This is a genomic window from Pseudomonas gingeri, from assembly GCF_013385635.1.
Lineage (GTDB): Bacteria > Pseudomonadota > Gammaproteobacteria > Pseudomonadales > Pseudomonadaceae > Aquipseudomonas > Aquipseudomonas gingeri_A.
The window spans coordinates 122,590-136,228 of record NZ_JACAPR010000016.1 but is presented as its reverse complement, the minus strand read 5'-3'; the positions used below and the strand labels follow the sequence as shown (position 1 = coordinate 136,228).

The following is a 13,639-nucleotide window of genomic DNA, read 5'->3' as shown; positions in this document are numbered from 1 at the left end:
TGATCGTTCCCACGCTCCGCGTGGGCAATGCAGCCCGTGACGCTCCGCGTCACAGAAGCGGACGCAGAGCGTCCAGGAGGCATTCCCACGCGGAGCGTGGGAACGATCGTATCGCCGGCTTGCCGGCTCCCACCGAGCCAGGCAAGGTCCCCGACAAATTTGCACAGTTATTTTTGGGCCGGACCACTAGAATAGGCTCAATCTTTTACAGAGCCTGAGCCTCTATTTATGCCGGATCCGGTTGACACTCCCCCTGTGTCGGAACTGCCCCTGGACGAACTGGTGGCTTGTCACGAGTGTGACCTGCTGATGCGCAAGCCCCAGCTCGGCCTGGGGGAAAAAGCCCAGTGCCCGCGCTGTGGTTATGAGCTGTACGCTCACCGTCACAATGTCGTCGAGCGCAGTCTGGCCCTGGTGATCGCAGCCCTGTTGCTATACGTCCCCGCGAACTTTCTGCCGATCATGCAACTCAATCTACTGGGACGCTCTTCCGAGGACACGGTGTGGAGCGGCGTGCTGGGCCTGCACAACACCGGCATGACCGGCATCGCTGCCGTAGTGTTCCTGTGCAGCATGGGTATCCCACTGCTCAAGTTGCTGTGCCAACTGGTGGTGCTGCTGAGCATCCGCTGGGATATCGGGCGCAGCTATGGCCTGTTGCTGTATCGCATTTATCACCATCTGCGTGATTGGGGCATGCTCGAGGTCTATCTCATGGGCGTGCTGGTCGCCATCGTCAAGTTGGCGGATCTCGCGGAGTTGAGCCTGGGCCTGGGCCTGGCCTGTTTTGTCAGTCTGTTGTTGGTCCAGGTACTGCTGGAGGTGGCGATGTCACCTCACCAGATCTGGCAGGCGTTATCGGGAGAAGATGAACATGCGGGCGATTGATGCGGGCATCCTGATCTGCACGGAATGCCATGAGCTGAACCGCCACGAGCCGGACGCCGAGGAGCAGGTCTGCACCCGTTGCGGCGCGCTGGTACACCCGCGCCGGCCGAACAGCCTGATGCGCACCTGGGCACTGCTGCTGACCTCGGCCATTCTCTACATCCCGGCCAACGTCTTGCCGATCATGACCGTCAGTTCCCTGGGCAAGGGCGACCCCGACACTATCATGTCCGGCGTCATCACCCTGGTGCAGCACGGCATGTATCCGATTGCCGCCGTGGTGTTTGTCGCCAGTATTCTGGTACCGACGTTCAAACTGGTGGGCATTGCCCTGCTATTGTTCTCGGTGCAGCGCCACCAGCCGCTGTCTGCCCGGCAGCGGATCATCATGTATCGTTTCATCGAGTTCATTGGCCGTTGGTCAATGTTGGATATCTTCGTGATCGCCATCCTGGTGGCGGTCGTGAACTTCGGAAGAATTGCCAGCGTCGAGGCCAATCTCGGCGCGGTGGCCTTTGCCAGTGTGGTGGTGTTGACGATGCTTGCTGCAGTAACTTTTGATCCCCGACTGATTTGGGACAACACGGAGTCGGACGACGACCATGAGTGATTTGCCAAAAGCCAAAACCCGCCCGGCCTCGAACTGGTCGGCCATCTGGGTCCTGCCGCTGATCGCCCTGATCATTGGCGGCTGGCTGGGCTGGCGTGCCTATAACCAGACCGGCATCGAAATCCAGGTCCGTTTCGAGAGCGGCGAGGGTATCCAGGCCAACAAGACCGAAATCGTCTACAAGGGCATGCCGATCGGCAAGGTCAAGGCGCTGGCCCTGGACACCGAAGGCAGTACCAAGGGCGTGGTCGCCACCGTCGAGATGAACAAGGACGTCGAATCGTCCTTGCGTACCAACACGCGCTTCTGGCTGGTCAAGCCGAGTGTCACCCTGGCCGGTATCACCGGCCTGGAAACCCTGGTCTCCGGCAACTATATTGCCGTCAGCCCCGGTGATGGCGAGCCCGCGCGCAAGTTCAAGGCGCTGTCCCAGGAGCCGCCGCTGTCGGACCTCAAGCCGGGCCTGCACATCACCATCAAGGCCGAACGGCTGGGTTCGTTGAATCGCGGCAGCCCGGTGTTCTACAAACAGATCCAGGTCGGCCAGATCAAGAGCTTTGCGCTGTCCCCGGACCAGAACATGGTCGAGCTCAAGGTCTTCATCGAGCCGGCCTACGCCAACCTGGTGCGCAAACACACGCGCTTCTGGAATGCCAGCGGCATCAGTATCGATGCCAACCTGTCCGGCGTGAAGGTGCGTAGCGAATCGCTGGCCAGTATCGTTGCCGGTGGTATCGCCTTCGCCACGCCGGAGAACCGCAAGGACAGCCCGCCTACCGATCCGAGCCTGCCGTTCCGTCTCTACGAAGACTTCGACGCCGCCCAGGCCGGGATCCGCGTGAAGGTGAAGCTCAGCGACTTCGAAGGCCTGCAGGCCGGACGCACGCCGGTCATGTACAAGGGGATCCAGGTCGGTAGCCTGAAAACCCTGAAGATCGATCCCGACCTGACCAGCGCCAACGCCGAGCTGACCCTCGACCCACTGGCCGAGGACTATCTGGTGGATGGCACCCAGTTCTGGGTGGTCAAGCCGTCGATCTCCCTGGCAGGCATCACCGGCCTGGAGGCCCTGGTCAAGGGTAACTACATCGCCATTCGCCCCGGCGACAAGGGCAGCCATCCTCAGCGCGAGTTCGAGGCCCGGGCCAAGGCGCCGCCGCTGGACCTGCGTTCCCCGGGACTGCACCTGGTGCTGTTCACCGACAATCTCAGTTCACTGGAGGTCGGCAGTCCTATCCTCTACAAGCAGGTCAAGGTCGGTTCGGTGCAGAGCTACCAGTTCTCCCGTGACCGCAAGCAGGTGGTCGTCGGTGTGCACATCGAGAAGGAATACGAGGGCCTGGTCAACGCCTCGACCCGCTTCTGGAACGTCAGTGGCATCACCCTGACCGGTGGCCTGACCGGTGGCATCCAGGTGAAAAGCGAATCGCTGCAGACCCTGATCGCCGGTGGTATTGCCTTCGAGACCCCGCAGGAGAAGGCGCCGCTGAAGAGGCGCATCCCGCGTTTCCGTCTGTTCGCCAATCACGACGATGCCCAGCAGCAAGGCACCCTGATCACCATCCGCGTGGATCGTGCCGACGGCCTGCGCAGTGGTACACCGGTCCGCTTCAAGGGGCTGGATGTGGGCAAGATCGAAAGCGTCGACCTGAGTGACGATCTGCAATCGGTGCTGCTGTCGGCGCGGATTACCGAAGTGCCGGACAAGATCGCCCGGGTCGGTAGCCAGTTCTGGGTGGTCAAGCCGGAGCTGGGCCTGATCAAGACCGCCAATCTGGAAACCCTGGTAAGCGGGCAATACATCGAAGTGCAGCCGGCGAGCAAAAAGCAGGGCCCGCAGAAGGACTTCGTCGCGCTGAAGCAGGCGCCGGAAGCCGTGGCAGCGCAAGACGGCCTGAGCCTGACCCTGAGTGCCGCCCGTCGCGGTTCGCTGAAGGAAGGCGTACCGGTGACCTACCGCGAGGTGACCGTGGGCAAGGTTACGGGCTACGAGCTGGGCGCCACGGCGGATCGGGTGCTGATCCATATCCTGATCGAGCCGCGTTATGCGCCGCTGGTGCGCACGGGTAGCCGATTCTGGAACACCAGCGGGTTCGGTGCCGATTTCGGCTTGTTCAAGGGGGTGACGGTGCGTACCGAATCGCTGGAGACGCTGATCCAGGGCGGGATCGCCTTTGCCACGCCGGACGGCGAGCGGATGGGCAGCGCGGCGCGACCGCAGCAGACCTTCGCGTTGTTCGACAAGTTCGAGGACGAGTGGCTGACCTGGGCGCCGAAGATCTCCCTGGGCAAATAACCCCGCCTGTGGGAGCGGGCTTGCCCGCGAAGCAGGCAACGCGGTGCTATCTGGCAAACCGCGTCATCGTTCTTCGCGGGCAAGCCCGCTCCCACAGCAGAGACGAAAGCCTGCGGAATCAGACCTCGTCCAGTTCCGGTTCCGAAGCTTCGCTCTGCAGCGTCGACCTGACCTGATCGTGGCGACGGATGTACTTCCAGTCCGCCTCGTCGATATAGATCCCGTTCGGCCCGCTGCCGCCTTCCAGGTCGATGGCCACATGGGCCGAGACCTGTGGCTTGACACTCGCCAGGATCGGCACGAAGCCCAGTTGCAGGCTGGTTTCCAGCAGCGCCGCCTGGTTCTTCTCGTCGATATCCGCCGCCTCGTCGAGGTAGTACGGCAGGCGTACGCGCCCGGCCTGGTCGCGATCCATCAGGTGCAGCAACAGGTACATGTTGGTCAGCGCCTTGATGGTCATCGTGGTGCCGTTGGAGGCGGCCCCGTCGATATCGGTGTGGATCACCGGCTGGCCATGCACCTTGGTGATCTCGAACGCCAGCTCGAACAGGTCCTTCAGGCCCAGTTGGTTGTGGTTGGCCGCCACCAGCCGTGCCAGGTATTCCTTGGCCTCTTCGTTCTTGTTGTCCTGCTCGGCGCTCTGGCTCAGGTCGAACACCGACAGCGTCTCGCCTTCTTCGTACTGGCCGGCGCTGTGGATGATCTGGTCGATATGCTTGAGCGCTTCCTTGTTCGGAGCCAGGACGATACGGAAGCTCTGCAGGTTGGAAACCTGGCGTTTGTTGATCTCGCGGTTGAACAACGCCAACTGGTGTTCGAGGCTGTCATAGTCGCTGCGGATATTGCGCAGGGTCCGGGCGATATCGGTCACCGCCGCGCGACGTGCCTTGCCCAGGGTCAGGGCTTCGTCTGTGCGGTGGTCGTAGGCGTTGATCAGCAGTTGCAGGCGCCGTTCGACATCGTCCTCGCTGTCGAACTTGGCCACGCCCTTGAGGCGGACCTGGGCATATAGCGCCTCAATCTGTCCGTCGACCCGCTGCAGGCCCTGCCAGCTGTCCTGATAGTCGTTGAGCAGTGGCAGCAGGTTGTCCATGGAATCATCGACGGGATCCATGAACGGCGTACCGAACGGCAGGTCCGCCGGCAGCAACTGGCGACGGCGCAGGGCATCGTCGAGGGTGCGTTGCTTGGCCTCCATGTCGCCGATCTGCCGGCCGACCAGTTGCAGCTTGGCCGAGAGTTGCTGGACACGCTCGGTAAAGGCGTCGCTGGAGCGCTTCAGTTCGTCCTGGGCAGCTTCCATCTGGGCCAGTTGTTCCAGCTTGTCGCCTTCCTCGGCACCGAGGGTTTCTGCGCGGCGGAAGTCTTCCAGGGCTTTCTGCGCATCCAGGACCTGCTGGTACAGCGCTTCGGTCTGGGTCTTGCTCGCCGCCCGGTCGGCCGCCACGGCCTGCTGGGTCTTCAGTTGCTTGAGTTCCTTGTCCAGGCGCTCCTTCTGGTCGCGCAGGGCCGCGCGATCCGCCAGGGCCTGGAGCGCCGGTGGCTCGATATGCGACAGGTCGATGGACAGGCCCGGTACTTCGAAACGCTCGCCCTTGAAACCGTCGAGGATCAGTTCCATCGACTTGACCCACTCGCCTTCCTCATCCAGCGCAATCCCATGTTCGCCCAGCGGCAGGCTGAACAGGGCGCTGTTGAACAGCCGCATCAGGCGCTCGACATCCTGCTGCGAGAACTCTTCGCGCAGGCGTGCGTAGCTGTTGTTGTCCGCGTGGTCGAGCTGTTGCTTGACCGACTTCAGGCGTTTTTCCAGGTCGCGCAGGCGCTCCTCCAGATCTTCGGCGCTGAACTGCCGGGACTGGGCCAGGGCGCCGGCCAGCTCGTCGTGGGCGTCCTTGGCGGCCAGCAGTTGCTGTTCCAGGACCTTCACGTCGTCGACCAGGGCAAAGCGATGCTTGAGTACCGACAACTCGCCGAGCCAGCGCTGGATACCGCTGATTTCCCGCTCCAGGCGCATCAACTCCTGGGTGCTGCCACGCTGGTCGTTCTGCAGGGCGTCCTGCTCGTTGCGGTAATGCTCGGACTGGATCAGCAATTCTTCCTTGCGCGCACTGGCGTAGTCCGACCAGGTGCCCAGCAGCGAATCCAGCAACGGTGAGATCCGGTGCAGCTTGCCGCGCAACACATCGCGCGAGCGCACCCCCGCGGCCAGGGCCTCGACCAGCGGACCGGCGGCGACCAGCGAGTTGTAGTCCTGCTCCATGCGCCGCACATCGCGGAATGCCTCTTCGCAGGCGGCGATATAGTCGACGCTGCCGGAGCGCAGGCTGTGCTCGAAGGCATCGAGGAACAGTTGCTTGAGCTTGGCCGCGGTGATCTCGCGCATGTGCAGCAGGTTGATGAACAGCGCGCGGAAGGTCTTCAGGCTCTGCTCGCTGGTGGAGCGCAGCGGGATCAGGGTCAGGTCCAGCGGGATCGACGTGTGTCCGCCAACCAGCAGGCGGCGCAGTTCATCGGGCTTGAGTTCGTAGGCTTTCAGGCCATTGCGCTCAAGGTTGTTGAACAGCTCTTTCTGGCGCAGGCAGGTGTCGTCTTTCTGGTAGTGGGCCAGGTCCAGTTGTCCGGCATAGGCGAAGAACTGGTGCCCGAAGCCGCCGCCCGGCCCGCGTCCGACCACGCCGATGACATGCGGGCCGTGGGGCAGGGCGACTTCCACGAGGATATAGCTGGTGTCGCTGGCGAAGTAGAAGCGGCGCGACTGTTCCAGGCTGTACTTGCCGAAGCTCATGTCCGACATGCGCGCCAGGATCGGGAACTGCAGGGCGTTGATCGAGGCCGACTTGCCGAGGTTGTTCGCCCCGTAGACCGACAGCGGGTGTTCCAGCGGGAACAGCCCGAGGCTGTAGCCGGCCGTGTTCAGCAGGGCGAAGCGGCGGATACCGTAGCGTTCCTGGCTCATGCGTCCATCTCCTGTTGCTCGGCGGCGATGGCACGGGCCAGCGCATCCTCTTCACTTTCTTCCTGCGGCTCGACGAATTCGCTGAGGTCCAGCGGGTCATCGGTTTCCAGCAGTTTCTCGTCACTGTCGTCGTCCACCAGTACCGGGGTCGGCAACGGCAGCACGCTGTGCAGGCTGGCGGCCATGTCGCGGTCCTGCTGGACCGACAGGCAGACATCGAGGAACCGGTGCATCGGCGGCAGGAAGCGGTACAGGCCGGGCTCTTCACCGGCGAAACCGAGCTGGGTCATGCGGCGCATGATCTTTTCTTCCAGCTCGTCCTGGGTGGTGACTTCGGCCTGGACGAACAGGTCGCGGTACTTGTCGAGCAGCGACGGCAGTTCGTCACGGCCGAGGCTGCCGCCATCGAGCACGGCGATCGGGTCGCGCCCCTGGTCGGCCAGATGCTCCACCAGGATAAAGGTGAACAGGGCCAGGCGCTGGGCGGTCTTGTTCACCTGCGCGGCGGCATTGTCCGGGACGAAGTAGTAGAAACCACGGGTATCGCAGACCAGCTCGAAGCCCAGGGCCTTGAACAGCGTGCGGTACTGGTCCTGGAAGTTCGACAACTGGGCATACAGCTCCGGATCGCGGCGGCTGACGTGGTAACCCTTGAACAGCTCGCGAAAGATCGGCGCCAGCTGGGACAGTTCGGAAAGATCAAGATGCATGAGGTGTGCTCGCGGAATTCTCGGCGGTCTCTTCGACACGCGAGAGCAGGGCGAAGGAGCGCAGGCTGACCTGGTGCTCCTGTGTGTAGTAGTCGCGGCGTTCGAGACGTTCGCGCTGGAAACGCTTTTCCCGCGACAGGCGCGAGAACCAGTACAGCAATTCGTCGGTGGCGCCGTCCGGCTCCTGTTCCAGCAGCCAGCTCATCAGGTCCGGCATCGGCAGGGCATCGGTGCAGCGTTCGAGCATTTCCTTGACCGTACGCGGTGCCCGTGGCGACTCGCCGCCCTTGGACGACTTGTGTGCCTTGGGGAAGCGCGACGGCTTGGCTTCGAAGCGGGCGAGGGCGTAGACATAGGCCTCGACCTGTCCGGAGCTGCCGAGAAAGGTGCTCTGCGGGCGGGTGAACATCGGCATGGCCGCCTGCGGCACGGCGTCCAGGCCCTTGCGGCGGATCACCGACAGCGCCAGGGCCGCGCCACGGGTCACGGCATTGTGTCGGCGCGCTTCTTCACGCAACGGCAGCAACAGTTCGCGGGCATGACGCAGGGTCAACTGGGCGCTGGTCTGCATCTCCAGGATCCGTGCGTGGGTGCGCAGCAGCATGTCGTCGTCCACCAGGTGGCCAAGACGCTGTTGTTCGCTGAGCATGCGCAGCAGGACGTTCTCGACCTTGCGCACGCCCTGTTCGAAGGCGCCGTCGGCATTCACCAGTTGGATCATCGGTTCGACGTACTCGTCCCAGGTCGCCAGGACTTCGGCATAGCGCTGGCGCAGCGGGATCTGCCGGTCGCTGGTCTTGGCCCGCTCGGCGACGGCCACCAGGGCCTGCTCGTCGTTGGCGAGTTTCTTCAAGACATCGCGCACGCGCATGTCGAGCAGGCGCAACTGGCGGGCCAGGTCGTTGCCGTCGCGGATATCGAAGGCATCCTGGATATACCCGGCCAGGCGTTCGAGGTGGCGCAGGTAGGCTTCGATTTCCAGGCACAGGCCCAGGCGATGCTCGCGACGCAGGTAGGCCAGGAAATCATGGATCTGCGCGTTCAGCTCGAAACGGTTCGGGCTTTTCGCCACCGGCACCAGGATATCGAGGCGAATCCACACGTCCAGCAGGCTGGTGATGTCCTGGGGCGTGCTGTCCAGTTGCTGGGCGGCCAGTTGTTGACGTAGCTCACCGAGGCTCAGGGTGCCTTGGTCGAAGTGTTCGCACAGGGGCTCCAGAAGGGCCCAGTGCTCGGCGAGGGCGCGCAAGACGCGCTTGGGTTCGATCATGGGAGAGGCCGGCTGGTTGGCAAATTAAAAGGAGCGATTGTACTGCATGACGCGCCTGATTTATCCCCAGGTGATCAGAGGGCGGCGGTTGTTGCGATCAACAGCGGGCGATCTTCGTCGAAGAACGGTAGAATCCCCGTCTTCAACTTATCCACAGATGGCCGACCTTTGCTTATCGAGTCCCGCCGCCGCGCTTATCTGACTGCCATGCAGGTGGTCCACTGGCTGCCCCGCACCGAACTGCCGTTTGCCGCGCCGTCGCGCCCGGAGCTGTTTGTCGAGCCGGAGCCGTTGGTCGAGACGCCGCCGGCGGCGCCGCAGGTGCACAGCGTCGCCGAACCCGTGGCCAAGCCGGCCGAACGGCCGAAAATCGAAGTGCCGCGGCCTTCGCCGGTCAACCGTGCGCAAAGCCAGCCGGCAGTTGCTGCCGAAGAGGTGCCGGCACCGGTCAAGGTGGCCCAGGTCCCGCCACCGCGTTTCTCCCTGCAATTGCTGCGGTCCGGACGCTGCCTGCTGCTGGTGGAACTGGTGACCGGCCAGGCGTTCCAGAGTCGCGATCCGTCCTATCTGTTGCTCAAGGACATGTTGCGTGCCGCCGGTCTGCCCGATGCGCCGCAGATCATCGGCGAGCCGGTGCGCTGGCCGTTGCTGGCGCGCGGCAACCTCGACCAGGGCCCGGACCGCGCCCGCGAATTCGTCCAGGGTTTTGTCCAGGCGCGTCTGGAAGAAGGCGAGTGCGCCTGCCTGTGGCTGATCGGCCTGCCGGCGGTGCGTTTTGCCGGGGAAGCCAATGCCGAATCGTATAACCGCGAACTCCAGGTCGAAGGCCTGGGTTCGGTCTGGGCGCTGCCCGGCCTGGAATTATTAATGGAAGAGCCACAGCGTAAGGCTGATGTCTGGCAAGCCATGCGTCGGCTGATGGCGCGTTGGAAAAGCGTCGATGAGTGATGCAATAAGTTTTCGCCTGGCCACCGAGGCTGATCTGGAGGCGATCCTGAAGGTCGAATATGCGGCGTTCAGCCATCCCTGGACCCGCGGGATCTTCACCGATGCGCTGAAGTCCTACAAAGTCTGGCTGATGTTCGAAGGCAGCCAGCAGGTAGGACACGGGGTGATCCAGGTGATCATCGACGAAGCGCATCTGCTCAATATCACCGTCAAGCCGGAAAGCCAGGGGCGTGGCCTCGGCCTGCGACTGCTCGAAGAGCTGATGAAACAGGCCTATGACATGGGCGCCCGGGAATGCTTCCTGGAAGTTCGCGACAGCAACCAGACGGCGTATCGTCTGTACGAGCGCTACGGTTTCAACGAAGTCGGACGTCGTCGCGACTACTACCCGGCGGTCGGTGGGCGCGAGGATGCGCTGGTGATGGCCGCCACCCTGGTCGACTGAGCCCGGTCCAATGGCATTTGTCGTGATTGTGGGCGTGACCCCGACCGACGGTCGGTTGTCACAGCTGTGCACCATTATCGAGGCCTTACAGCATGAACGAACTACAAGACCTGATTGATAACAACGAGCGCTGGGCCGCTGCGATCAAGGAAGAGGACCCGGAGTTCTTCGCCAAGCTGGCACGCCAACAGACCCCGGAGTTCCTCTGGATCGGCTGTTCCGATGCGCGGGTGCCGGCCAACGAAATCGTCGGCATGTTGCCGGGCGATCTGTTTGTCCACCGCAACGTGGCCAACGTGGTGCTGCACACCGACCTCAATTGCCTGTCGGTGATCCAGTACGCGGTGGACGTGCTCAAGGTCAAGCATATCCTGGTCACCGGCCACTACGGTTGTGGCGGTGTGCGTGCGTCGATGCAGGATCGCCAGTTCGGCCTGATCGACGGCTGGCTGCGCTCGATCCGCGATCTTTATTACGAAAACCGCGAAGTGCTTGCGCAGTTGCCGACCGAGGAAGAACGGGTCGACCGCCTGTGCGAGTTGAACGTTATCCAGCAGGTGGCCAACGTCGGTCATACCACCATTGTCCAGAACGCCTGGCATCGCGGGCAGAGCCTGTCGGTCCATGGTTGCATCTATGGCATCAAGGATGGACGCTGGAAGAGCCTGGATACCACGATCAGCGGGATCGAGCAGTTGCCACCACAGTATCGCCTGCGGCCTGTCGACTCGCTCTAGACCCACGTGTAGGAGCCGGCTTGCCGGCGATGCAGGCGACGCGGTCTGACAGAACACCGCGTCGATCCCATCGCCGGCAAGCCGGCTCCTACAGGTCGGTGTGTTGCTCTGGTCAGATATGCGGCACTGCGGCCGTCGGCGTTGGCGCCGGTGCCCGCAGTTGCTTGAGCTCGGTCTTGATCGGCGGCGTCGCGCATTTCTTCGCGGCGTCGGCTTCGCTCAGGTTGCGCACCGAGACATAGAACAGTTCACAGGTTTTTTCCGTGTTGGTCACTTGCCAGTTGTCGGTACAGCTCTTGAGCTGGGCCGATGGATCGCTGCTCGGCTTCTGGCCCATTCCCGCCTGCCAGCAGGCAGCGCTCAAGTCCTGGCCCATGACCTTCAGGCCGGCCGCATCGGCCTTGGCCTGGTCGCCGCCGTAGCTTGCCGGATCCGCCGCATACCAGATATAGCTCGGGTGGTTGGAACCCAGTACCGGCACCTTCACGCCCGCGCTCGGGCTGATCTCGGCCAGGCCGAGCACGGCCACCGTGGCCCCATACTGCTGCTTGATCCAGTTACGCACCGGCGCACCGAAGGCCACCATCGGTAGCGCGGTACCCTTGGCGGTCACGCTGACTTCCTTGACCATGGTGGTCTGGTAGTCGGTGAAATAACCGTAGACCCCTTCCAGGGTACTGCCGGCGTTGGACGGCGCGGCAATCGGCGCGATGTCGACGATGGTCTGGTAGGCCGGCGTCTGCTCGGCAGGGATGCCGTTGTCGGTCAGCAACTCGGCCCAGCGGTCGGTGGTTTTCGACTCCAGGTAGTCCTGGGCCTGGGTCAGCGAGTAATCCGGCGGGAAATGCAGCAGTTCGACGCTCTTGCGATTGTCCAGGGCCATGCCCAGCGGCAGGAACAGGTACCAGCTGTATTCCCACTTGCCATCGGCATTGAGTTTCGAGGCGCCCTTGTAGGCCAGGTCGCCGGCATCCAGCAGGGCCGCCAGCGGTTTGTCGTAGCCGTCCGGAACGCCGCTGAAGTGGGCGTACAACTGGCCGTTGTCGGTCTTCACCGTCACCTTGGCGTCCTTGTAGCCGTCGCGTTGCACGCTCTGGTTCAGGTAGTGCTCGGCGGTCTGCTCCAGTGTCCAGTTGCGATAGCAGATCACGTTGCAGTTGTTGGGGTAGGCGAACAGTTGGGTGACCCGTTCGGTGCTGCCCAGCTTCAGGTCGACATCGGCGTGGGCGCTGGCCATGCCCAGGGTCAGGGCGGCGAGGGTGGACGACAGTACTGCGAGTTTCGACATGCTCAGATCCTTTTCAGCGTGAGCCCCATGGTGGGGGTAGGTACATACTGGTACAGATTTGTTCTGGATGCCTCTTTTGCCGGCGACCCCGTTGCCCGCCTGGGACTAGCTCGGACGTGTCAGCGGGAAGCCGGGGTAGCTGAAGATGCAGGTCACGGTGATACCCAGCATGATCAGGAAAAACCCCAGTTGCGCCGGGCTCCACCGGGTCCAGTGCAGGACAGACTGCAAGGGCCGCTGCCAAGCCGATGCCGGCCGTTCGGCGCCACGCCGTGAGTGATCGAACAGGCCGATCAGACCGACACCGACAAAGGTCCCCAGGCCCAGGGCGCCCAAGGCGGTCCAGAAGCACAGGGCCAGAACCGCCTGCGGCACGCCGTGGCGCAGCACCAGCCAGTAACCGTTCGGGTTGATCCGCCGGGGCAGCAGGCGCTGGCTCAATTGCACATCCCGGACGATGAACCTCGAGCTCAGGGTCAACCAGCGTGGCATCAGGAAGCGTCCAACCCAGACCGGGATCAGCGCCCAGGTCCCGGCCAGCATCAGCGTGACCCAGATCGACTCACCGTGGAGGACTTTCCGTGCCAGCAGGGGCAGGAAATGCAGGAGCAGGGCCAATGCCGAGGCCGCCCACAGCCAGCTCCAGCTATTGCCCGCAATGGGGCGCGGGGTGAACTCACGCCAGAAGAACACGTCGGGATCGGGCAGCCGTTCGAGCAGCGCCGGGTACTGGTAGGCGAGGGTTTCGGCCAGTTGCTCGCACGCTTGCCATTCCGCGGCGTCGAAACGTTGGTACAGCGCCATTTGCTGGGCGCGGGTCAGGGGCATCAACAGCAGGTGCGCGGCCAGTTGGCTGGCATTCCAGGGTTGCGGGTTCTGTGCCTTGGCCAGGAGCTGTTGATAAAAACCTTCCTGCTCGCAGCGCTGGATCAGCGCGCGCCAGACCCAGGCCGGTTCCGGGGTGACACCCGTGCGTTCATCCCAGCCGAACAATTGGCAGACCCGTTCGAACAGCGGCAGACTCCAGCGGGTTTCGTGGAGCAGTTGCAGGAGGATCTGTTGCCACTCCTGCCGGTGGTCGAAGACCTTCAGCCAGGACTGCTCGCTGTAGAGCTTGAGTTGATTGACGAATTCGCGCTCCTGCGCGGCTTGCAGATGAGCCAGCAGCACCTGTCGGTATTCCTGCAACTGTCTCGCCGCCTGCGCGGGCGTCAGCCATTCCGTCTGCTGCACGGCCTCGGTGTGCGGGCTGTGGTGCCGCGACTCTTCGGCGACGGTGACGGGCGCCACCACCGACACCTCGGCAATGTCTTCGTCGTCATCGCGCCAGCGGGCAATTTCCAACGCGTCCTCATAGGCCTCGCGCAAGCGCTGGAAACCCTCGGCGTCGTCATCCGGCCGGGTGCTTTTCAGCAGCCGCGCATAGCTGCGCTTGATGCTGCGCTGATCGGCGTCTTCGGGCAGTTGCAATATCGACCAACAATCCAT

11 protein-coding genes are annotated in these 13,639 nt (G+C 63.2%); 6 read left to right on the top strand and 5 right to left on the bottom strand.

What is annotated here, in order from left to right:
- Window positions 1-228 precede the first annotated feature (228 nt).
- The 3 genes from HX851_RS44735 to HX851_RS44725 are packed head-to-tail and all read left to right on the top strand — an operon-like array spanning window position 229 to window position 3,794.
- Window positions 229-888, top strand: coding sequence for a paraquat-inducible protein A (locus HX851_RS44735; RefSeq protein WP_177056327.1), 660 nt, complete (start codon window positions 229-231; stop codon window positions 886-888).
- Entirely contained in the window at window positions 875-1,498 is a 624-nt protein-coding gene (locus HX851_RS44730) for a paraquat-inducible protein A (RefSeq protein ID WP_177056326.1), read from the top strand. Before HX851_RS44735 ends, HX851_RS44730 begins: the two co-directional genes overlap by 14 nt.
- Window positions 1,491-3,794 (top strand): PqiB family protein, encoded by a 2,304-nt coding sequence (locus HX851_RS44725; RefSeq protein ID WP_177056325.1) that lies wholly within the window; start codon window positions 1,491-1,493, stop codon window positions 3,792-3,794. Before HX851_RS44730 ends, HX851_RS44725 begins: the two co-directional genes overlap by 8 nt.
- 118 nt (window positions 3,795-3,912) lie before the next feature.
- Here the strand turns inward: HX851_RS44725 and mksF are convergent, their stop codons facing one another.
- The 3 genes from mksF to mksB are packed head-to-tail and all read right to left on the bottom strand — an operon-like array spanning window position 3,913 to window position 8,733.
- Complete coding sequence (mksF, locus tag HX851_RS44720) at window positions 3,913-6,753, bottom strand: Mks condensin complex protein MksF (RefSeq protein ID WP_177066015.1); 2,841 nt, start codon at window positions 6,751-6,753, stop codon at window positions 3,913-3,915.
- Window positions 6,750-7,463 (bottom strand): Mks condensin complex protein MksE, encoded by a 714-nt coding sequence (gene mksE / locus HX851_RS44715; RefSeq protein WP_177056323.1) that lies wholly within the window; start codon window positions 7,461-7,463, stop codon window positions 6,750-6,752. Before mksE ends, mksF begins: the two co-directional genes overlap by 4 nt.
- Window positions 7,453-8,733 (bottom strand): Mks condensin complex protein MksB, encoded by a 1,281-nt coding sequence (mksB, locus tag HX851_RS44710; protein ID WP_017123769.1) that lies wholly within the window; start codon window positions 8,731-8,733, stop codon window positions 7,453-7,455. Before mksB ends, mksE begins: the two co-directional genes overlap by 11 nt.
- 168 nt (window positions 8,734-8,901) lie before the next feature.
- On the opposite strand from mksB, the gene HX851_RS44705 reads away from it, so the two are divergent.
- The 3 genes from HX851_RS44705 to can all read left to right on the top strand — a co-directional run bounded on the left by HX851_RS44705 (window position 8,902) and on the right by can (window position 10,863).
- Window positions 8,902-9,681, top strand: a complete 780-nt coding sequence (locus HX851_RS44705; RefSeq protein WP_177056322.1) for an energy transducer TonB — start codon at window positions 8,902-8,904, stop codon at window positions 9,679-9,681.
- The gene (gene rimI / locus HX851_RS44700) at window positions 9,674-10,126 is read left to right on the top strand and encodes a ribosomal protein S18-alanine N-acetyltransferase (RefSeq protein WP_017123767.1); all 453 of its coding nucleotides are present in this window, start codon (window positions 9,674-9,676) and stop codon (window positions 10,124-10,126) included. The genes HX851_RS44705 and rimI overlap by 8 nt, the downstream gene beginning before the upstream one ends.
- A 92-nt stretch (window positions 10,127-10,218) precedes the next feature.
- Window positions 10,219-10,863, top strand: coding sequence for a carbonate dehydratase (gene can / locus HX851_RS44695; RefSeq protein WP_177056320.1), 645 nt, complete (start codon window positions 10,219-10,221; stop codon window positions 10,861-10,863).
- Window positions 10,864-10,975: 112 nt separating this feature from the next.
- Here the strand turns inward: can and HX851_RS44690 are convergent, their stop codons facing one another.
- Together HX851_RS44690 and HX851_RS44685 are read right to left on the bottom strand one after the other, a co-directional pair.
- Window positions 10,976-12,151 carry a hypothetical protein gene (locus tag HX851_RS44690; protein ID WP_177066014.1) on the bottom strand — a complete coding sequence of 392 codons (1,176 nt, stop codon included), beginning with the start codon at window positions 12,149-12,151 and terminating at the stop codon, window positions 10,976-10,978.
- Between the two features lie 105 nt (window positions 12,152-12,256).
- Complete coding sequence (locus HX851_RS44685; protein WP_177066013.1) at window positions 12,257-13,639, bottom strand: J domain-containing protein; 1,383 nt, start codon at window positions 13,637-13,639, stop codon at window positions 12,257-12,259.